Source organism: Bacteroides sp. AF39-11AC (genome assembly GCF_003474285.1).
In the GTDB taxonomy this organism is placed as follows: Bacteria; Bacteroidota; Bacteroidia; order Bacteroidales; family Bacteroidaceae; genus Bacteroides.
In genome coordinates this window covers 416,252-437,418 of record NZ_QROH01000003.1, presented here as the reverse complement: position 1 = coordinate 437,418, position 21,167 = coordinate 416,252, and the positions used below count along the sequence as shown (strand labels likewise).

Annotated in this window: 17 protein-coding genes; 14 read left to right on the top strand and 3 right to left on the bottom strand. The window is 39.1% G+C overall.

What is annotated here, in order from left to right; translation table 11 throughout:
* Together DW036_RS07335 and DW036_RS07330 are read right to left on the bottom strand one after the other, a co-directional pair.
* Complete coding sequence (locus tag DW036_RS07335) at positions 1-2,031, bottom strand: bifunctional DNA primase/helicase (RefSeq protein ID WP_118462511.1); 2,031 nt, start codon at positions 2,029-2,031, stop codon at positions 1-3.
* 55 nt (positions 2,032-2,086) lie between these two features.
* A complete protein-coding gene (locus DW036_RS07330) occupies positions 2,087-3,136 on the bottom strand; it encodes a hypothetical protein (protein WP_118462509.1) in 1,050 nt (349 codons plus the stop codon).
* A 120-nt stretch (positions 3,137-3,256) separates the two neighbouring features.
* On the opposite strand from DW036_RS07330, the gene DW036_RS07325 reads away from it, so the two are divergent.
* From DW036_RS07325 to DW036_RS07285, 9 genes are all read left to right on the top strand, one after another.
* Positions 3,257-3,406, top strand: coding sequence for a helix-turn-helix transcriptional regulator (locus DW036_RS07325; protein ID WP_118462507.1), 150 nt, complete (start codon positions 3,257-3,259; stop codon positions 3,404-3,406).
* Positions 3,407-3,552: 146 nt separating this feature from the next.
* Positions 3,553-4,707, top strand: a complete 1,155-nt coding sequence (locus tag DW036_RS07320) for a polysaccharide pyruvyl transferase family protein (protein WP_118462505.1) — start codon at positions 3,553-3,555, stop codon at positions 4,705-4,707.
* 51 nt (positions 4,708-4,758) lie between these two features.
* Complete coding sequence (locus DW036_RS07315; protein ID WP_118462503.1) at positions 4,759-5,766, top strand: glycosyltransferase; 1,008 nt, start codon at positions 4,759-4,761, stop codon at positions 5,764-5,766.
* Positions 5,767-5,771: 5 nt separating this feature from the next.
* The gene (locus DW036_RS07310) at positions 5,772-6,962 is read left to right on the top strand and encodes a glycosyltransferase (RefSeq protein WP_118462501.1); all 1,191 of its coding nucleotides are present in this window, start codon (positions 5,772-5,774) and stop codon (positions 6,960-6,962) included.
* Between the two features lie 20 nt (positions 6,963-6,982).
* On the top strand, positions 6,983-8,185 hold the full coding sequence (locus DW036_RS07305; protein ID WP_118462499.1) for an EpsG family protein: 1,203 nt from the start codon (positions 6,983-6,985) through the stop codon (positions 8,183-8,185).
* Between the two features lie 32 nt (positions 8,186-8,217).
* Positions 8,218-8,979, top strand: coding sequence for a glycosyltransferase family A protein (locus tag DW036_RS07300; RefSeq protein ID WP_118462497.1), 762 nt, complete (start codon positions 8,218-8,220; stop codon positions 8,977-8,979).
* Between the two features lie 43 nt (positions 8,980-9,022).
* Positions 9,023-10,186: a glycosyltransferase gene (locus tag DW036_RS07295; RefSeq protein ID WP_118462496.1), complete on the top strand. Its 1,164-nt coding sequence runs from the start codon at positions 9,023-9,025 to the stop codon at positions 10,184-10,186.
* A gap of 150 nt (positions 10,187-10,336) precedes the next feature.
* Positions 10,337-11,233, top strand: a complete 897-nt coding sequence (locus DW036_RS07290) for an NAD(P)-dependent oxidoreductase (protein WP_118462494.1) — start codon at positions 10,337-10,339, stop codon at positions 11,231-11,233.
* 97 nt (positions 11,234-11,330) lie between these two features.
* A complete protein-coding gene (locus DW036_RS07285) occupies positions 11,331-12,275 on the top strand; it encodes a glycosyltransferase family 4 protein (protein ID WP_118462492.1) in 945 nt (314 codons plus the stop codon).
* A 241-nt stretch (positions 12,276-12,516) separates the two neighbouring features.
* Here the strand turns inward: DW036_RS07285 and DW036_RS07280 are convergent, their stop codons facing one another.
* Positions 12,517-13,977 (bottom strand): aminoacyl-histidine dipeptidase, encoded by a 1,461-nt coding sequence (locus tag DW036_RS07280; RefSeq protein ID WP_118462490.1) that lies wholly within the window; start codon positions 13,975-13,977, stop codon positions 12,517-12,519.
* A 227-nt stretch (positions 13,978-14,204) separates the two neighbouring features.
* Here DW036_RS07280 and DW036_RS07275 point away from each other — a divergent pair, with 227 nt between their 5' ends.
* The 5 genes from DW036_RS07275 to DW036_RS07255 all read left to right on the top strand — a co-directional run bounded on the left by DW036_RS07275 (position 14,205) and on the right by DW036_RS07255 (position 21,104).
* The gene (locus DW036_RS07275; protein WP_007214686.1) at positions 14,205-14,438 is read left to right on the top strand and encodes a hypothetical protein; all 234 of its coding nucleotides are present in this window, start codon (positions 14,205-14,207) and stop codon (positions 14,436-14,438) included.
* Between the two features lie 29 nt (positions 14,439-14,467).
* On the top strand, positions 14,468-15,076 hold the full coding sequence (locus DW036_RS07270) for an OmpH family outer membrane protein (protein ID WP_118462488.1): 609 nt from the start codon (positions 14,468-14,470) through the stop codon (positions 15,074-15,076).
* A gap of 210 nt (positions 15,077-15,286) precedes the next feature.
* Positions 15,287-16,684, top strand: a complete 1,398-nt coding sequence (locus tag DW036_RS07265; RefSeq protein WP_118462486.1) for a polysaccharide lyase 6 family protein — start codon at positions 15,287-15,289, stop codon at positions 16,682-16,684.
* A 3-nt stretch (positions 16,685-16,687) separates the two neighbouring features.
* Positions 16,688-19,528: an endopygalactorunase gene (locus tag DW036_RS07260; RefSeq protein ID WP_118462484.1), complete on the top strand. Its 2,841-nt coding sequence runs from the start codon at positions 16,688-16,690 to the stop codon at positions 19,526-19,528.
* 1 nt (position 19,529) lies between these two features.
* Positions 19,530-21,104 (top strand): DUF362 domain-containing protein, encoded by a 1,575-nt coding sequence (locus tag DW036_RS07255; RefSeq protein ID WP_118462482.1) that lies wholly within the window; start codon positions 19,530-19,532, stop codon positions 21,102-21,104.
* Positions 21,105-21,167 lie beyond the last annotated feature (63 nt).

Sequence of the window (21,167 nt, the reverse complement as noted above, 5' to 3'; positions counted from 1 at the left end):
TCAATTCTCAACTTCTCCAACTTCTTCAAGCCAAGGATTCCGGTCTTTGGTCATGATTTTGCCTTGTGCTTCAGTCACGATCTGTTCTTCTGATTCACGTTCATCGTAGCGTCCGCAAGTCTGACGAACATACAGTACGCTTCCTGTCTGGCACTGGTCTTGGTCGCGAACTTTCAGCATATCGAGTCGGGTGTAACTCCGGTCCTGTTCCTTGATTCGGGAGATGGAAAAGATGAAATCGGCGAGATTGGCCCAGTTGGCACTTCCCGAAATGGTGTACATATCTATGTCTTCCAGTTCGTTTTTTCCGTTCTGCTTTTTCAGACTGCGTGGATGTGCCACGATGATTACCCAGATGTTGTTGTTGCGTCCCCATGCCTGCATTTGCGTTAGCATGGCCTTTATGGCTTGCGTTTCGGTGCTGTAGCGTCCCGTTTCCATTTCCATGAAGAGGTACGGGTCGATAATCAGATATTTCAGTGGAGCTGTTCGTCGTACCCTGTCTGCCCGTGCAATGATGTTGGTCGGGGTGGGAGAGACTTCATGCAGGTCGAGGTGCACCATGTGTGTGTTCAGGAAACTAACTATGGGTTGTAGCTGCTCGCGGGTGTAATTGGCTGTGTTTACTTTGCCCAACATCAACTGGATGAGGTGGGCGATATGCTTGTTCTTATCCGGCACTTCAAAAGATAGATAGCAGACGTAACGTCCGGTTTTTGCCATCAACCGGCAGGTGAGGTCATTCAGGAAATCGGTCTTTCCGCTGTTGGGCTTCCCGGTGGTGATTATCAGTCCGCCCTGATCGGTGGGATGAAAGATGTGATCCGTCAATGGGCCGTATCCCACGTCGTAGCCGTGGTCATATTCTCCATGCAGAGCATCCAGAATTTCATTAGTCCGTTCGCTTACAGTGATGATGTCTGAGGTGTGTTGCGGCTCTGCCGATTCGATGATTTCGCGCACCACATTGATGCCATAGGTAGCAAGTACATCGGATATGTCCTTGCAGTCGCCGGGCAGGATGGTGAGCAGACAACGGGCTCCGAAATAGTCGGTAAGATGTTTGATGAGTGTACGTCCGGGCAAGTCCCGGTCTCCGCATATCACGATGTCTCGTACTTGATCCAACCAGGGTTCAAAGGCTTCAAAGGTCTTGGCTAAATCGCTGGCAGCACCGTTGGGTACGCTGATAACATAGGGATAACCGGCTTCTTGCAGGGTAAGTACATCTTTTTCGCCCTCGGTGACAATCAGTTGCGGGATGTGGTCTTCGGATACTCGCAGCGGATTGATGCAGTCGATATTGTAAGGTGCGCAAGGGGTGGTTGGTGAGTCCTGACTCCAGAATTTAGTATAACAGACGGGATTTTCTGTGCCGGTTGCATTTTCATCGCTTGTAATTTTAATGGTTGACGGATCACACGAACGGTATTTGACATTTACTGGCTGTCCGTTCACATAGTTTACGTAAGCGATGCAGTGATACTGGGTTCCGGTGGACTTTTTCTCATCGTCCTTGCCATAGCAGCGGTGTGTGAGACATCCGATACGAGCTTTGATGGCTTTCTCTAACGAAATACCTTGGTCTGCGAGATATCGTCTGGCTGCCAATTGATCCTGATCATTCGTTTCCGGATCATTGGTCAAGGGTTTGATTTTGGAAAATACTTCGGGTGAGAGCTTTTTATAATCTTCGGGAATCATGGGTACTTCCGATGTGCTTTTTCCGCTACTTGTTGAATTATTGCCGCTGGCAGCGTCATTCCCTTTGCAGGAATAACGGGCAGTCTTGTTAGTTCCTGCATAGTTTCCGCCAGTATTGCCGGTAAACGATGAATCGCTGTACGGCCGTTCTTCCCAGAAGTCCTTCAGCTTTCCGTTGAAGTCACATCCGGCGTAGAAGCAATGAAAGGCTCCGGTCTTTTTAGAAATTGAAAGATGTTTTTTCCCGCATTTGGGACATTCGGCAACGAAATTCTGTCCCGCGTTCTTACGTTCGGGAAAGTCAGAAAGATAATAAAATGGTTTCATTATGATTTATGATTTATAAATTATGATTTATGTAGATTTTATAAGCAGAACTATCTCAATTCTCCTCCTTCCGGAAGGAGGAGTCCCCGCAGGGGGAGGTGGTAGGTAAAACCCATTCCTTGCTCAGCACATTCCAAACCGCATTTCCGAAAGGTCTTGCCTCCGCATCAGCAGGAATATTCACCGCCCCTTCATCCTTGTCGTCGTAGAATCTCATTCCCGTCTCCGGGTCTGTCCATTCAAACTCATTGACAGGATGATTTTCGCGTTGATTCTTCTTCGTTTCCAGGGCAACTTGTTCCCGTTTCTGCCTGCTGCCCCGTGCTGCATCATTCAGCAAATGCTGTCCGTGTGCCGACTTCAGCAGATTATTCAACCAGCAGAGCCGTCCGGTATGATTCGACTTCATAAACCGTGTCTGTCCTGCGAAATAGGGAATCAGTAATTCATTGACCAGATAGACCAGATTTTCGCACGCGTGTTTTCGGGTAAGTCCTTCATGCATCTGGAACCAGTTGATGAGTGGTGTTAGTATCTGCGCTTTCTGAGCTGAATTTCTGTTGATGAGATGGAAAAACTCTTTGGCGGCAGCCAAAGATTCTTCTGTAATAATATCTTTCTTCGAAGATTTATCTTCTAAAGTTGCTTCGCCTTCAGGCGAAACCTCTTCGTCAGAAGAGTTCCCTTTAGTATATATATTATATATATTATCCACCGCAAGAGTTTGCGCAAAAGCTTGTGGTAAATTTAGTGATGATTGGGGTGTTTTGTTATCCTCTTTTGTCTCTAATTTAGAATTTTCGTCGTGGCATAGCGGAGAATAAAAGGCTTTAATCTGTTTTTGATTCTCGTCCACAATGAATTTGAAAGACTGACTCGTCTTTACAGCTTCGATGAGTGATTGGGTAGTGGAAAATCTCAGTGACATCTTGATGTCGTAGAAGTTCTCTACCGGATAGATGTGCTTATCATTCATATAGGCAGTCAGTCCGAGGTACAGATCAAGCAGTTTGGGTATAGTGGAGTCTGTTATTTTTCGACTTCTCCATATCTTGATTGTTTTTTGCAGTTCTGTAATGGAAATGGTTGTTTTTAGTGCTTTCATTGCTTGTTGTTTTTAAATCTGCGGTGAAGTTATGTAGAAAGGGGAAAAGCATCGTACCAACATGTTGGTACGATTGATAATATAATTATCGAATTTTAACATTAAATTTTATAGAGAGCCATGCTTGAAGAAACAGAAGAATCATGTGACCATGAGAATTTAGGTGAGTATATCAATCAATTCCGTCTTAATTTAGGAGTAAGTATCAAACAGCTTTGTGAGGACTGTCATATCAGTCGTCGCACCTATTACGAGAGTTCGGGATGGTAAAGATATTAAGCTGAGTTTTTATGTTCGCATCTTCAGTGCTTTTCATGAGTATGCTACGGAAGAGGAGTTCGGGGAGATGTGGAAAGAAGTTGCTGCGTTGCTGTTTTGAACTGTAGGAGATAGGTAGAATCTTTTATTTTATATTTATGAAGATATTAATTCTTACACAACCTTTGCATACTAATTATGGTGGATTGCTTCAAGCTTACGCTTTACAGCAAATATTGAAGCGAATGGGACATGATGTTGTTACAGATCGACTTGGAGTTATACAAAAACTGCCATTGTGGAATAGAGTTTTACGTTTTTTATATCATGCAACTCAATTCTATATACTAAAGAATTATCGTTATTATCCATACCGTTATTTATTCTTTTCGTTTGATAAAGAAAGTAAGGCTAAAAGAAGCATTGCTGCTAATACAGAGCGTTTTGTCAATATCCATGTTGATACAATTGATTTATTTACAAGAAGTAATGAAGATGTAATCAATACAGTGAGACAGTTTGATGCAATAGTAGTAGGGAGTGATCAGGTTTGGAGGGCTATAATGAGTGATATACCTACTTATTTTTTATCTTTTACCAAAGCTATGAATGTGAAGCGTATAGCTTATGCTGCGTCATTTGGTACAGATGATTTGAGTGAATATTCAAAAATGGATATGAAAATAGCGTCTGAGTCTATTAAATTATTTGATGCGGTTTCTGTTAGGGAAAAGTCTGGTGTACATCTTTGCCGAGATTATTTTAAGATGGATGCGGTTCATGTTTTAGATCCGACAATGCTTTTAAGTAAGGATGATTATTTGAAATTGATAGAAGGAGAGGATAGTTCTTGTTCAGCGGATGTGCTTCTTACTTATATTTTAGATAGAGTACAAGAGAAAAATGAAATAATAAATAAAATAGGTAATGCTTTGCATCTAACTTCTTATGAGAATGGGCCTGTGAAATACTTTTCCAATATAATAGAAAACAATGTGTCAGAATGTATTTTTCCGTCTGTGTCCAAATGGTTGGCAGGATTTCGGGATGCTCAATTTGTTGTGACAGATTCCTTCCATGGAACTGTGTTCTCTATTATTTTTAATAAACCATTTGTAGCTATTTTGAATTCTGAAAGAGGAGCTTCAAGGTTTATCTCCCTATTGAGTGTTTTGGGCTTGGAAAACCGTTTGATCTCTACTGGTAGTGAAGTGTCAGAGGAACACTTAAGACCTATAGACTATACTGGGATAAATAAAATTTTGAATGATTGGAAACTTAAGTCTATTAACTATATAAGGAAATGGACATGATATCCAATAATATGTTAATCATATAATTATCTGTTTTATAACTGATTTTAAATGAAAACTCCTCAAATTTCAATTGTAGTTCCTGTATATAACGTAGAGAAATATTTGGAACGATGTATAGATAGTATTCTAGCACAAACCTTTACTGATTTTGAACTATTGTTGATAAATGATGGTAGCAAGGATACTTCTGGATTGATATGCGATAAGTATGCTGAAAAAGATTCACGTATTCGAGTATTTCATAAAGAAAATGAAGGAGTTAGTCGGACGAGAAATTTTGGAATTAGTAATGCAAGAGGGAGATGGCTTTGTTTTATTGATTCTGATGATTGGGTAGATAAAGAGTATCTTCATTGTTTTGGTGATGTGCTTAATTATCCGGATGATATCATTGTTATTCAGGGGATGGAAAGAATTGATGGAATACAAGGATGTACTTTATGGCAAATAAAATATCCCAATAAACGTCTTGAGAAAACAGATTTGGGCAATGGCATAGCACATTTCCGTTTATTACATTCTGGTTTTCCGGTTTTGAAACTTTTTAATCTATGTATAATTAGAAAGTATCGAATACTGTTTGATACGAAGATATCTTACCATGAAGATCATCTTTATGTTTTTAATTATTTGAAATATGTGACCCAAATTTATTTATCCGAGAGTATTTCTTATAAATACATGTATAATGGTGGTTGTTCTTCACTTTCTTCTAAGACTCATCATTATTTGGAAAGTGAATATGCATATCAATGTATATCTGCACTATTAAATGAATTATTGAAGTCTTTTAATGTAACAAATGAAATGTATATCAAACAGATATCTCATTTTGTATATCAGATAAGAATAGAAGGACTTTTTTTTTGCTATTTACAGGAATGTAGAAAAAAGCGGATAGATTATTTGCAAAAGTTGAAAGATGATACTGAGGGTATACAAAAGAAATATAATCCAGAATCTTTAGGGGGGAAATTTCTGAAACTGGTTCTTGAGACATTTCCTGTCTTTTTTTTGGATCGACTACTTCTTCTATATGTAAGTATTAAAAAGTAGAATTAATGAGCTTGAATATTTTGTTTTTGACCTATCATGAGGTAACTCCTCAGAAAGGTGGTATTGAACGGATGACTGATGTTGTTGTAAACGATTTATTGAATAGAGAAGGATTCTATTGTTATTCAGCTTATTATTATCCCAATGAATTGGAACATACGATCTTTTCAGACAAACTTTGTTTGGAATGGGGAAATGAGTATAAACAATTGGCACGTTTTGTCGCAGATAACAAAATAAATGTTCTTGTTAATCAACAAATATATACACTGAGTAACATTTTAACGAAATTGAATCAGTATTATTCCGTACGCTATATTTATTTTCAACATGATCGAACAGCTGTTGATTTGTTACCTGCCGTTTCATATTATTGGTATGCTGCTACACATGGTAATGATAAGCAAAAGAAATTCATTTTTCTTACGAGGTTTTTGATATCTCCACTTTATGTGTTAATGCGCAGATTTTATTATTGGTATTCATTTCGTAACATTTATCGTAATGCAGACACTATAATCTTGCTGTCGCGTTATTTTATTCCTGTTTTTTTGAAAAGTATTGGTTTTTCGACAGATAGAAAACAGTGTATAAGGATTATAAATAATAGTATAACACTACCTATTGTTTCTACACCTGAAAATATTGATAATAAGCATTATGAAGTTTTAATTGTCAGCCGTTTGACAGAAGATAGAAAACGAATTTCATTAGCTATTAAGATTTGGTGGCTATATCAGCAACGCTATGATGAAGCAAAGAAGTGGATACTGCGAATTGTTGGTGATGGTGAATATGCTCTTGATTATCGTAGATTAGTAAGGGAGAAAAATATTCCGAATATTATTTTTGAAGGACAGGTTGATGATACAGTACAATTTTACCATAAAGCTTCGGCTTTCATAATGACATCTGATGCAGAAGGATGGGGACTAACACTGATGGAAGCTCAGCAAATGGGAGTAGTGCCTATTGCATTTGATAGCTATGAATCTATTCATGAGATTATTCAAGATGGAGTGAATGGTTTATTAGTGAAGGAAGGTAATTGTGATGAGTTTGTTAGGAAACTACATGATTTATTGAGTAACGATGGAAAGCGGAGGAGGATGGCAGTCAGTGGTTTGGATGTAGTTAATCGTTTCTCAGTAGATAAGATGATGAAACAATGGATGAAGATCCTGAGGGCTAATTAAACATGAAATGATATAACCTTATGTATTCTTATCCTCCATTAGTGAATATTGGGTATTCATTGCCTTATATTGTTGTCTTTTGCATGTACTTATGTACTTATTTAATTTCTGAGTCTAAAACTTGGAAGCAATACTTCAATTATTCACATGCAGTTTTCTTTGTTTTATTAGTATATTTTATATTTGTTGGATTCCGAGGATATATTTGTACTGATTGGTATAATTATTATCCGATGTTCCAGGAAACCCCCTGCTTACTTGATTTTGATGAATTTGTGAGTTATTCAAACTCCGTTTTTACAGAAAAAGGTTATTTGTTCTATATATCACTATTTAAGGTACTTTGTAATGATTATGTTGTGTTTCAGGCTTTTTCGGTGCTTATAGATTTGGTTCTTATTCATTTATGTATAAAAAAATATTCTTCAAATTATCTATTTACATTTTTGATTTTAAGTGTGTTCTTTTATGTACAATCGGTAAATCTTAATAGAAATGTAAAATCTATACTTTTGTTTTTATATGCTTTACGGTATATTGAAGAAAGAAAATTTTGGAAATATAGCCTTTTTAATCTTATAGGTTTTTGCTTTCATTCGATCTCTTTGCTTTTTTTTGTATTGTATTTTTTTCTAAGACATCGATTTTCTGTACGTACATTATGGATTGTTTTTATATTTAGTAATATATATTATTTTTCTCAGATACAACTCTTTTCATTGATAGCAATGGCTATTGATGGAATGATAGGTGGAAAAGTTGGTCATGCTATTCATTTTTATTTAGCTAAAGAAAGTGCTGTTCAATTTTCTACTATATCTATTGGATCATTGGAGCGGCTCATGACATTCATAGTCTTGATATTAAACTATAATAAGGTGTGTGCAACCTTTAAATATGGTAGGTATTTCGCTAATATGATGTTGCTTTATCTGTTATGTTATCTAATTTTTAATGAATTGCCAATCTTGGTTACGCGATTCAGTCAGCAGTTCGGATTTGCTTATGGTATATTTTATTCTTATATAATTTCTTTGTATAGCAATAGCAAGAATATAGCTATTTATAAAACAGCTATATGTTGTTATTTATTGCTATGGACATTGTCCACTCACCGTCAACTAATGGATAAGTATGACAATTTTCTGTTTGGGCATCAATCGTTTGAAGAAAGAGTACGCGTGTATGACCATTATGGCTCTGCTTATCTAGGAATGGATTAATATTTCGAATTATTATAAGTCTCCCAATAAATATGAAACTTGAAGTTTTAATATCTTGTATGCGTCAGGATGACCTGTCAATAATACATCGTAGTAATGTATCGACTGATGTTTTAGTAATAAATCAAGGTGACAGAGAAGATATTATTGAAGATACGGTAGAGAATCATTGCTTTCGGATGATTTCTACTGTGGAAAGAGGGCTCTCGAAAAGTCGGAATATGGCTTTAAGAAATGCGACCGGAGATATATGTCTGATTTGTGATGATGATGAGATCTTATTTGATGATTATGAAGAAAGAATATTAAAAGCATATAAAGAACATCAGGATGCGGATATTATCGCATTTCAAATAGATAATGCCGGTAAAGACTATCCGAAGCATGAGCGCAAGCTAAATTATTTGTCATCACTAAAAATAGCAAGTTGGCAAATCTCATTTCGCAGAGAAAGTGTATTGAATACAAAAAATTGCTTTGATGAAACTTTAGGATCTGGAGTATCAAAAGCTGGAGGTGAAGAGGTGATGTTTTTATATGATTGTTTAAAAAGGGGGCTAAAACTTTATTATGTACCTGTGTCTATTGGTAGAATGATTGAAGGAGAGTCACAATGGTTTCATGGATTTAATCGGGAATATTTTTATGATCGAGGTATTTTTACTCGTAAGTTGATGGGGCGTTGTTGGGCTAGTCTTTATGCTATTTATTATATAGTGTTTAAGTACCAAAAGTATAAAATGGATATTACAGTGTGGGGGGCATTACGGAATATTTTTGCCGGAATATGGTAGTTATTATATTGTTTTTGAGTGAAGTATATTTAATTTGTAGTGTATGAATAAAAAAAGAATTCTTGTCATTAGCTCTAAATCTCCTTTTCCTGTTCAAAATGGAGCTGCTATACGTACTATGCAGATGTTGCGTATGTTGAGCGCTTTTTATGACATCGATTTAATTTATACTTATACAGGACAAGATTCTCGTTCTGATTTAGATAAATTGTGTAGAAATGTGTATGCGTTTCGGACATCCGCATTAGGAATGGTATCAAGGGGGATTTTGGGACTTTTTATTTCTAAACCATTACAATGTTCGTATTTTTACTCGTCAAAAGCAAATAGTTTTATCAAAAATAATATATATAAATATTATTTGGTGTTTTGTAATAATATTCGTACAGCTCAGTATGTAATTGATATGCCATGTTATAAGATTATAGACTATGTGGATGCTATTTCAATGAATTATTGGGGAGCTATCAAGAATGCTAATTTGTTCTGGAAATATCTTAATAAGATAGAATATAAGCGTTTAGTTTGCTATGAAAAGCGTGTACTAATGGCATTTGATAAACATATTATTATTTCAAGCGTTGATAAAAAATTTATAAAGAGTGGGATTGTTGAAAATTCCAAAGAAATATTTGTGATAAGTAATAGCGTTCCTTTTGATGAAGAACTTATTGTACAAAACGAAGATTCTAATTTAGTGTTTGTAGGTTCAATGTGCTATGCTCCTAATATTGTGGCTGTAAAGACATTTGTGAAATTTGTTTTCCCGTTGATATTGAACAGGATTCCTAATGCTAAATTTTATATTGTGGGTTCTCGTCCTGTTAAGAGTGTTTGTGATTTAGCCTCTGGGAACGTTATAGTAACAGGCTTTGTTAATGAGCCTAAAGACTATTTGAGAAAAGCGACAGTAGTAGTAGTGCCTATGTATTCTGGTGCTGGGGTGCAAAATAAGATATTAGAAGCTATGTCTATTGGATGTTGCGTGGTTACAACTAAAATTGGAAGTGAAGGTTTGGAATGTATTTCTGACGGACAAGAGTTGTTTATCAGATCAGGATATAATGAAATGGCTGATATAATTGTTGACCTGATTGATGATAAGCAACAAAGAGAGAGAGTTGGTAAAGCTGCTAAAAAATATATAAACAATTATTTAACCTTTAATATAATATTTGATAGGTTTAAAAGTGTATTATATTCTTGACAGATACTGGTATATGGCATTTTGATATTGAAAATAATCATTGAATATGTTGTTTATTGATTATGAAATAGTGTATTAAATGTCTAGAATTCTTTTATTTTACTCGCTTTTAATATAAAAGTGTTGTTGTACACAGTAATTATTTATTTTATGAAACTTCTATTTACAGGAGCCTCTGGGTTCTTGGGTAACAACGTATGTCCCTTTCTACAGAAAACATGTGATATCACAACCGTTGGGCTAACTTCGCAAGATAATTATACCATAAATATAGCAAAGGACATTCCGAAGTTATACGAACGTTATGATGTTGTATTACATGCCGCTGGAAAAGCACATTCTATTCCTAAAACGGACGCTGAACGACAGGCATTTTTCGATGTAAATCTACAAGGAACGAAAAACCTTTGTACAGCGTTAGAGAAAGTCGGAGTACCGAGAGCTTTTATTTTTATTTCCACAGTAGCAGTATATGGTTGCGATTATGGAGTGAATATCACGGAAGAGTATCCACTAAATGGAACCACTCCTTATGCTATGAGTAAACGTTTAGCAGAAGGATATTTGCAGAATTGGTGTCGGAAACACAATGTTGTGTTGGGGATAATTCGCCCTTCCTTGATAGCTGGCCCTAATCCTCCGGGCAATTTGGGAGCGATGATAACAGGGATTCGTAGAGGAAGGTATTTCAGTATTGCAGATGGTAGAGCTCGGAAAAGTGTACTGATGGTACAAGATATTGCGAATCTGATTCCATTGCTGGCTAGAAAAGGAGGTATCTATAATGTATGTGATAGTTATCAACCTACATTTAGGGAATTGGAAGCACTGATTTGTAATCAGATGAATAAGTCGCTGCCTTTATCAATTCCTTATTGGCTGGCAAAAGGTATGGCTTTGATAGGGGACTGCTTGGGTAAGAAAGCGCCATTAAACTCATTGAAACTTAATAAAATAACCAAGTCGCTAACCTTTAGTAATGAGAAAGCAATGCGTGAATTAGGGTGGAAGCCAACAAATGTATTAGAAAACTTCAAGATAGAATGAGGATATGCTTTTGGATTGTAATGGCTGTAGTAGGTATAGCAGCTTTTTTATTTGTCTGTTTTCAGGTATGGTTTCATTGGATTAATAAAAACGGATAATGTATTACGTAATTATATTGGTTCTGCTATTCCTGGCAGAACTTTTTTATTTTAAAGTAGCTGATAAGTGCAATATCATCGATAAGCCTAATGAGAGAAGTTCCCATACCCGGATTACTTTGCGTGGTGGTGGAATCATCTTCTATTTTGGAGCATTAGCTTATTTCTTGACTAACCATTGGGAATATCCATGGTTCATATTAGCTTTAACCTTGATAACGTTTATCAGTTTTGTGGATGATATTCGTTCTGTTTCCCAAGGCTTAAGATTGATGTTGCATTTTTCTGCTATGGCTTTGATGTTTTATCAATGGGGATTGTTTACTCTTCCCTGGTGGTGGATTATTGTAGCGTTAATTGTTTGTACGGGCATCATTAACGCTTATAATTTCATGGATGGTATCAATGGCATTACAGGTGGTTATTCGCTGGTTATCCTTGGTGCACTGGCTTATATCAATGCTGAAATAACGCAGTTTGTAGAACCTGCTCTAATCTATACGGTTCTCTGTTCTGTTTTGGTCTTTTGTTTCTTCAACTTTCGTAAGAAGGCGAAATGTTTTGCCGGTGATGTAGGTTCTGTAAGTATTGCTTTTATACTTCTTTTCCTGATAGGAAAGTTAATTCTCAAGACTGAGGATTTCAGCTGGATTATCCTTCTGGCTGTTTATGGTGTGGATAGTGTTTTGACTATCGTTCACCGACTGATGCTTCATGAAAACATAGGTTTGCCACATCGGAAACACATGTATCAGCTTATGGCGAATGAATTGAAAATACCTCATGTGGCGGTGTCACTGGTTTATATGTTTACGCAAGCTGTAATAGTAATAGGATATATATACTGTCGGAATTGGGGCTATTTGTATCTTTTATGCGCTATTTGGGTGCTTAGTCTCATCTATGTGTGGTTCATGAAGAAATACTTTAGACTTCATCTCTAAAATAAGCATAGAAAATAAGATTAGTATGCCTTTTCAGCTTGGGTTATTTGCAGTATCATTGTAGAATGAAAGGAGAGCTTTTAAATCGACTTCGTCCTCGTATAGAATACTTACTTTATAAAATATATCACTAATAATCATATCTCTGGTCAATATATATTATAGTCATAGAATTTTATAACTAATGAGTTCTTAAAAAAACTCCCGGCAGATAACTAACATTCTGCCGGGAGTTTTTTTGTTACTTCTTTACGGGAACATTAGCCAGAATATCCAGCAAGTGTTTCCAGAATTTATCTACTGTAGGAATCAGCATCCGTTCATCGGGAGAATGTACGCCTTGCAAAGTCGGACCAAAGGATATCATATCCAGTGAAGGATACTTATCAAGGAACAGACCGCATTCCAATCCGGCATGGATGGCTTTTACCTTCGCATCTACACCGAATAAACGTTTGTAAGATTCGACTGCGATTTCCAGTATCTCAGAGTGTGGATTAGGCTTCCAACCCGGATAGCCGTCACCAAAACTAACTTTGGCTCCACCCATATCGAATACGGTACGTACCATATTAGCAATGTCTTGTTTGGAAGAGGCGGTAGAACTGCGCTGGCTGGTTTCGATACGAATCACATTGCCCGGCTTCATCTTGACAGATGCAAGATTGGTAGAAGTTTCCACCAGTCCGGGGATGTCCTGACTCATGGCATAAACTCCGTGGGGACAAGCATAGAGGCTTTGCAACAAACGTTTCGTAGTATCTTTGTCGATAGCTTTCGCACAAGCGTTTTCCGATTCTAAAACGAGTTGCAACGTCGGATCGACTACGGCATACTCTGCCTGTACTTCGGCTGCAAATATATTCAGATCGGCACGCAGATCATGTTTATTGTCTTCCGGTATAGCGATAATGGCGTGCGCTTCGCGAGCAATGGCATTGCGAAGGTTACCACCATCGATTTCGCACAGGTACATATCATACTTCTGGAAAGTCTGGCTCAGGAAGCGGTTCAGTATCTTGTTGGCATTGCCAAGTCCCATGTGGATATCTCCACCGGAATGCCCGCCTTTTAAACCTTTCACTTGTACCTTGCAACAGAAATATCCGGCAGGTACATCCACCTCTTTATATGTAAACTCTGCAACGGAGTCTACTCCTCCTGCACAGCCGATAAAGAGTTCACCTTCATCTTCCGAGTCGAGGTTCAGCAAAATATCCCCGTTCATGAAACCTTCTTTCAGGGCAAAAGCACCGGTCAATCCGGTTTCCTCGTCCACTGTAAACAGGCATTCCAAAGGTCCGTGCTGAATGCTGTCATCGGCGAGGATAGCCAGTTCAGTGGCTACACCGATACCGTTGTCGGCTCCCAGCGTTGTACCTTTGGCTTTCATCCATTCACCTTCAATTACGGTCTCTATCGGGTCGGTGAGGAAATCATGCTGCACATCGTTGTTCTTTTCGCACACCATGTCGATGTGAGATTGCAGTACCACGTTTTTCCGATTCTCCATGCCCGGTGTAGCGGGCTTTTTGATGAGGACGTTGCCGGCTTCGTCCACCAGCGTTTCCAACTTATGTTTCTCACCGAATGCTTTCAGATAAGCAATCATTTTCTCTTCCTTCTTTGAAGGACGCGGCACTTGGCAGATTTCATCGAAATAATGAAAAACGCCTGCCGGTTTCAGTTCATTCTTTTCCATATTAATTCCTTTATGAATGTTCGTATTTAACCTCTTATTGCTAAATATAGTTAAATCAATTGGCTATTTTATAACCGCTTCTCTTTTTTTATGGTAAAAAAAGCGGGTTAGTCCATACAAAGCCCTATATTTGCACCCACAAAAATAGAGCAAATTGAATGCAAAAGAAAATTTTATTTTCATTTTGCTGAAATGCAGTCTGTTTTCGTATTACAAAAATAGTAGAAATGCTCGATACAGTATTGATAAGTTTGTTAATAGTTGCTATTTGCATTGCATTATTAGGTGTAAAAGTCTTTTTTGTGAAAGGCGGAAAGTTCCCTAACGGGCACGTCAGCGGTAATAAAGCAATGCGGGAGAGAGGTATTGGGTGTGCCCAATCGCAAGACAGGGAAGCACAGAAGAAGCCGCGTTTTTCTATTGATGAACTGGAAAAAGCCTTAAATGATAGTATGAATTAATAATTTTAAAACTATATTTTTTACAAGTTATGAAGAGATTGAACTACCTCGTAAACGGTTTGGCTGCCCTTGCACTTATCGTTTTATTTTCTCAGTGTACAGGTAAAGCTGAAAATCAAACGGCAACTACGTCAGGCCAAGCTTCAGGTGAACTTACTGGGATGAAGATTGCTTATGTTGAAATAGACACGCTTCTGGCACAATATAATTTCTGCATCGACCTGAATGAAGGTATGGTAAAGAAGAGTGAGAATGTTCGTTTGACGTTGAACCAGAAAGCTCGTGAATTGGATAAGCAGAAACAGGATTTCCAGACGAAGTATCAGAATAATGCATATCTTTCTCCGGAAAGAGCACAGCAGGAATATAACCGTATTGCTAAACTGGAACAGGATTTGCAGACTTTGAGTAACAAACTGCAATCAGAGTTGATGAGCGAAAATGAAAAGAATAGCCTGCAATTGCGCGATTCTATCAATGCTTTCCTGAAAGAGTATAATAAGACAAAAGGATACAGTATGATTATCAGCAATACAGGTTTCGACAATCTGTTGTACGCTGACAGCATCTATAACATTACGAAAGAAATCGTAGAAGGATTGAACGCAAGATATTCTTCTCCGGCTCCTAAGAAATAAATAATTTTGATTTAGAAAAGGGTCGTCCCCTTACGTTGTAATCACAATGTAAGGGGACGATTTTTTTATATCTGCACTCCAGGTTTATAAAAACGTACCATTCTTTTGAAGTATCTTCTCAAACTACTTCCAGAGGGAGGTTATCTATTTTCGTTCATGTTTTAATCACCTATATTTGCTCTGTGATTTTTTAATTCTAATTGGAAAAACATGATGAAAAAACTTTGTGTTCTTTTGCTCCTAACGGTGTCGCTCTTTGCCAGTGCCAAAGAGTATACATTCTCACCGGGAGATGTGGAGGCAATGAAGCAGTTGCTGGGGAGTGGAAACTTGCAGCCGGGAGATGCCGTCGTACTGAAAGACGGAACGTATCATAATCTGGAAGAAATACATTTCACCGGTAAGGGTGTTTCCGGTAAACCGATTGTCTGGCGGGCCGAGAATCCCGGGAAGGCTGTTATTGCCGGTAAGTTAAGGCTGAAGATATATGGAGAATATCTGCAACTGGAGGATTTGCTCTTTTATAAGGCATGGGCTATAGGGCATGATATGATTGATTTTCAAGGAGAAAAAGGTGTGTATGCTTCTTATTGCCGGATGACTCGTTGTGTGATTGATGAGTGCAATGATCCTCAGAAAGGTGAACGACCGAATGAAGGAGATGAATATTGGGTCGGATTACGGGGAACCAATAATCGGATAGACCATTGCTACTTTGCTAATAAAAGAGTAGGCGGACTGGTGTTACAGGTGTGGCTGAGTGCTGATAATCACTTGAATAATCATTTGATAGATCATAATTTCTTTGGTGAACGTCAGCCTTACGGTGGCAACGGGGCAGAAATTATTCGTATCGGACATTCCTGGTCTTCCCAATTGGAATCGCGTACGATTGTCGAGGATAATGTCTTTTTCAGATGTAGTGGAGAAAATGAGATTATTTCTGTGAAGTCTTGTCATAATGTGTTGCGCAGAAACTTGTTTTATGAATCTGCCGGTGGATTGGTTTGTCGTCATGGACATTACAATGTGATAGAGTCGAATACATTTATTGGGCATAATCTGCGTGGAACTGCCGGCATCCGTATCATTAACCAAGGACATACGGTTTACGATAATTATATTAAAGATGTAAGGTCATTCGGATTGTTGGTACGTGTGGGAGTCTACGAACGTCCTGCGGCGGAAACGGATGTGAAGCAAGAACCCTTAACTTCATACCATCGGGTAGAGAATGTGGATATCGCTTATAATACTTTTCTGAATAGTTCCTTGGAATTAGGTTCCGGTCGTGGAGAAAAGATGCCGCGCAATGTTCGTTTTGCCCATAACCTGTTTGCAGGGCAAACTCCTGAATTGAAAATAGTAAGGGCGGATGAAGTACTTCCCGGTTTCTTATTTCTGGATAATCAGTGGGCATTTTCAGATAAGAATTCCTTTTCGACTGTCTCTTATGAACAGGTGAGAGAAGGATTTGAGCCGATTGATATGCCTTCCGGTTTGGCACAAAAGGAAAAAGAACGGATAGATGCCTGTATCTTTACTGCCGGTCCGACATGGTATAAGGCGGTGAAAGAGAATGTTAACCATATCAATACGAATCGCTAATTTATGAGAAATACATTATTGGATATGAAGTCTATATTATCAAAATCTTTTCTTTTGTTCCTGTTGCTGGGAGTGGCGGGAGTAAGCATACAGGCAGGTGAATTGTATCCCTGGCAATTAACGAGTGACTCTTTATTGTTGTTTGAAGGTACTACTTATCGTTATACAGTGGATACTCCCGAGAATGAAGGGTTAAGTTCCACTTTGCCGTCAGTTGAAACTCTGAAGGAACAATTGATTCATTCCGGTTACGGTGTTTATCGTCTTTTCACTTCTGCCGGACAGGAGAAAACAGAAGGTTTTCCGGTTCATGGCGATTATTTGCAATCAACTTCTAAAAAGCGTTTGCCTGTAGGGGTACGTAAAGGGGCATTGCCGCCTGTAATAAAGTTGAACCGTACTGCATTCACGATAAAGACTGCGGGAAATCTGACACTTGATTTTTATGCCGGACAACGTAGCCCGATGACCACAGTTTCTATCCGTGTACCGGAAGGAATTGATGTAACATTGGACAATACAACGGTAAATGTAATAGGTCGTGGAGAAGTAATTCTACGTGATTTGCCCAAACAATCTATCGGAAGAACCGGAACCAACTATTCTTATAAAAAGGTTGGAGATGTGGAAATTCGTAAAGATGGGAAGAAAGGCACTCTGTTGATCTTTAAAAATTTGGATTTCCGTCCCTCTAACGGACCTGATATCCGTCTTTGTTTCCGTGGAGTGGCAATACCAAAGAAAGGTAATTATACATTCGAGGCTGATTATATAACCTCTCAACCTGAAGTTTTGCATAGTCCGGTTGCTGCTGCAACTTTCGAGGGTGTTACGACCGTCTCCGATTTTACCCGTACTCCCTTACATGCATTTACGTATAAAAAGGATTGGGATTTATCATTCACTTCTTTCTACTGGACAGCGCCCCGTAATGCGGAGTCTGTGACTTTATTATTGTCTGAGGATCGGGGTAAGACTTGGAAACCTGCAAGAACAGAGATATTGCCGGACGATGATTTTGCTGCTGCCGGTCGGTTGACCCCTAATCAATTATACGCTTTTAAACTATTAGTGAAAGGAGGAGATAATCAGGGAGAATCAAATATAGCCTGGTTCTATTCCGGTCTGCAGGATATCAAAACTACAGGAGTAAAAGGAGATGGAATAGCAGACGATACGGAAAACATTAACAAAGCTATTAGTGAAATGAATAAGTTGGGTGGGGGTATTCTGAGATTCACGGCAGGTACCTATAATGTGCGGACGGTTCATCTATTGAGCAATGTCTGGCTACATCTGGATGCAGATGCCATAATTCAGGGACTTCCGGGTGGCGATGCGCCGGAAACGACTTGGTTTAGTGACCGGGCTTACCGTTCGGGACTTTCGCCTACCGATCCGCGCCCTTATGCCGATCCGGAAAACTATCTGACGAAGCAGGATGTGGGACATACATTTTTCCGTAATGCAATGTTCTTTGGAGAACGTATTGATAATGTGAAAATTGTGGGTACAGGCCGTATCACGGGTAATGGTAATTTGGTTACTTCTGATAAAGTAATGAATAACGCTCCCGAGAAACGCTGCGACAAAATGTTCTCTTTGAAACTTTGTACCAATATTGAAATTGGAGGCTGGAATATAAATAAGGATATGTGGTATGATCCGCAAAAAGATGAGCCTTACTATATAGATGCGGATAACCGGAAGAATTATGACGTCAGCAATATGCTGCATATAGACCAGGGAGGGCATTTTGTTTTGCTGGCTACAGGTACCGATGGTATCCATGTGCACGATACTTACTTTGCCAAACATAATACCCGGAATGCCCGTGATATCTACGACTTTATGGCGTGCAATGACGTAACGGTGACGAACATTTACTCGCGCGTCAGTTCGGATGACATCGTGAAACCGGGGTCGGATTGTTCATTAGGCTTTACCCGTCCGGTATGTAACTATATGGTACGTAATATAGTTGGAGATACCAATTGTAACCTGTTCCAGATAGGTTCGGAAACAGCGGATGATATTCAGGATTTATACGTGGATAATATCTATGTGCTGGGAGCCAATAAAGCAGGTTTTTCTATATCTACTAATGATGGTGGTCATATAAAGAATGTCTATCTGAATAGCGGGAAAACCGGACCGATACATTCTCGCTCGATAATGCATCGCACCCGTGCTCCGTTCTTCATATCCATATCCAATAGAGGTCGTGTGTTGGGTGCCGATGTTGCTCCGTTTACTTTCACGGAAAATGGAAGCGTACGTAAGGAATTGCTGGTGACCAACTCTGATATCGGACAAGTGGAGAATATTGTGATTTGTGGAGTAGACATTGATGAGGTTTATGGTGGAAGTTCTTTCCGGGGAGATCGCTGGAAAGCATACGATGGTTCTCAAAATACGGCAACTCCTATCATCGCTGGTTTCAAACTGCCGGATACGGAAGTTGTAGAAGGAGGACTGACATTCCGTTTGCCGAATGGTCAGCATACGGGGTATATTAAGAATGTACAGTTCCATGATGTGAATTTGCTTGTGAAAGGTGGACATCCGGTAGAAGATGCAGAGGCGTATCCGCCTGAAATCGGGGTGGGACGTTATAATGTAGGTGATTTGAAAATACAACCTTCTTTTGGTTTCTGGGCGCGTCATGTGAAAGATTTCATATTGGATAATTGTAGGATTAATGCTGAGCAGAAAGATGGACGTTATGCAGTAGTATTGGATGATGTAATTGGTGCTGAGATTAAGAATCTACAGGTAAAAGCAAGCGTTACGGATAAAGAAAATGTGAAATCAATGCGTAGTAAAGAGATTATTATCAAGTAGTATGAAGCGTATCTATTTATATTTTAAAGAAAAGGTTGAGAAGAAGGAGTTTTCCTCCAGAGGGATGCGAGTTTTCCTCTTTTGGGGACTCGGTCTTTTTTCCACTATCTGGTTTCTGGTACGGGTTATTCCGAAACCTTCCCGTGCCAGTTATCCATGTATGCAGACAGCAGCACCATTAATGTCCGCTTTTGTCATGTATTTACTCTCGTTCACGGGAGTCTGGGTGAGCCTGCGTAAGTTGTGCGAGGCATTCCGTAATAGAAAAGCAGTGATAGGTTTTTGGGCTTTTGCAGGTCTTTGTTTTTTCGGGACTTTGATGTTGGTAGAAAACAGTACTGACCTGTTGGCACAAGCTTTTCTTCCGGCGAGAGAACCGCGTATGGCATGGGGAAAGAATAATCCGGTGGGGGAGGCGAAAGGTATTTATCCGGGTCGGGTGGTATGGGCCCATGCGCCGGGTGCCGCCACATGGGAGAAAGGAGACGGCTTTTGGTTTGAAGATCGCTGGAATAATCAGGCAGATGCCGACTGGCTTCTAAACCAGTCTCTCTTGTCTTTGACCGGAGAAAAGAAAGAAAAGGCGGCTTGGAAATCTCTTTTTCTTTATTTCAATCAGCAGCATGGCAAAGGGAAGCGTGGATATAAGAAAGGAGAAAGGATTGCTATCAAGATTAATCAGAATAATACTTTCTCCCATGAAGATTGTGAGCAGTTGAATGCTTCTCCGCATCTGACGCTTGCTTTGCTTCGTAGTTTGGTGAATGACGGCGGAGTGCCTCAAGAGCAAATCACAGTATTTGATGCCAGCCGTTTTATTACGAAAGCTCTTTATGATAAATGTCATGCCGAATTTCCCGGTGTTGTATATCTGGATAATGAAGGTGGAAATGGGCGTACCCGATCGACTTATACGGCAGATGCCATTCCATATTCAGCTGATAATGGCCGTTTAGCGAGAGGATTGGCAAACTGTGCACTTGAGGCTGATTATCTGATAAATATGGCATTACTGAAGGGACATGGCGGACAGGGGGTAACACTCTGTGCGAAAAACTGGTATGGAGTAACGGACATCAACCGGGACTTCCGTAAAAATCAGCATAATAATTTCAATCAGGACCGTGGTGGAAAACCGCGCTATATGACCTTTACCGATTATATGGCACATAAGGATCTGGGACAAAAGACAATGCTCTTTCTGATAGATGGCCTGTACGGTTCGGAAAAGGTGAATGGAGCGCCTTCCGGTAAATGGAAGATGTCACCGTTTAATGGAGACTGGCCTTGCTCACTGCTGGCTTCCCAGGATCCGGTAGCCATTGACGCGGTGGGTATTGATTTCCTGAGTGCAGAGTTTCCGCGTATGGCCGATGTGGATTATTGCGATATGTATCTGGTAGAAGCTGCTCTGGCAGACCGCCCGTTGTCCACTACTTTTTATGATCCGGAAAGAGATGGCACAGGAGTTGGCAGTCTCGGAGTCTTGGAACATTGGAATAATCCGGAAGAAAAGAAATATAGCCGCAATATGGGGAAAGACATTGGAATAGAGTTAGTCTATTTACATAAATAAGATACTGTCTGCTTGGTTGAGACGATTTTTCAAGTATTTGATGGAATACTGATAATCGTCTCT

Coding starts and splice junctions, on each gene's coding strand:
- DW036_RS07335 (WP_118462511.1), bottom strand. CDS start 2,031: ATGAAACCATTTTATTATCTTTCTGACTTTCCCGAACGTAAGAACGCG.
- DW036_RS07330 (WP_118462509.1), bottom strand. CDS start 3,136: ATGAAAGCACTAAAAACAACCATTTCCATTACAGAACTGCAAAAAACA.
- DW036_RS07325 (WP_118462507.1), top strand. CDS start 3,257: ATGCTTGAAGAAACAGAAGAATCATGTGACCATGAGAATTTAGGTGAG.
- DW036_RS07320 (WP_118462505.1), top strand. CDS start 3,553: ATGAAGATATTAATTCTTACACAACCTTTGCATACTAATTATGGTGGA.
- DW036_RS07315 (WP_118462503.1), top strand. CDS start 4,759: ATGAAAACTCCTCAAATTTCAATTGTAGTTCCTGTATATAACGTAGAG.
- DW036_RS07310 (WP_118462501.1), top strand. CDS start 5,772: ATGAGCTTGAATATTTTGTTTTTGACCTATCATGAGGTAACTCCTCAG.
- DW036_RS07305 (WP_118462499.1), top strand. CDS start 6,983: ATGTATTCTTATCCTCCATTAGTGAATATTGGGTATTCATTGCCTTAT.
- DW036_RS07300 (WP_118462497.1), top strand. CDS start 8,218: ATGAAACTTGAAGTTTTAATATCTTGTATGCGTCAGGATGACCTGTCA.
- DW036_RS07295 (WP_118462496.1), top strand. CDS start 9,023: ATGAATAAAAAAAGAATTCTTGTCATTAGCTCTAAATCTCCTTTTCCT.
- DW036_RS07290 (WP_118462494.1), top strand. CDS start 10,337: ATGAAACTTCTATTTACAGGAGCCTCTGGGTTCTTGGGTAACAACGTA.
- DW036_RS07285 (WP_118462492.1), top strand. CDS start 11,331: ATGTATTACGTAATTATATTGGTTCTGCTATTCCTGGCAGAACTTTTT.
- DW036_RS07280 (WP_118462490.1), bottom strand. CDS start 13,977: ATGGAAAAGAATGAACTGAAACCGGCAGGCGTTTTTCATTATTTCGAT.
- DW036_RS07275 (WP_007214686.1), top strand. CDS start 14,205: ATGCTCGATACAGTATTGATAAGTTTGTTAATAGTTGCTATTTGCATT.
- DW036_RS07270 (WP_118462488.1), top strand. CDS start 14,468: ATGAAGAGATTGAACTACCTCGTAAACGGTTTGGCTGCCCTTGCACTT.
- DW036_RS07265 (WP_118462486.1), top strand. CDS start 15,287: ATGATGAAAAAACTTTGTGTTCTTTTGCTCCTAACGGTGTCGCTCTTT.
- DW036_RS07260 (WP_118462484.1), top strand. CDS start 16,688: ATGAGAAATACATTATTGGATATGAAGTCTATATTATCAAAATCTTTT.
- DW036_RS07255 (WP_118462482.1), top strand. CDS start 19,530: ATGAAGCGTATCTATTTATATTTTAAAGAAAAGGTTGAGAAGAAGGAG.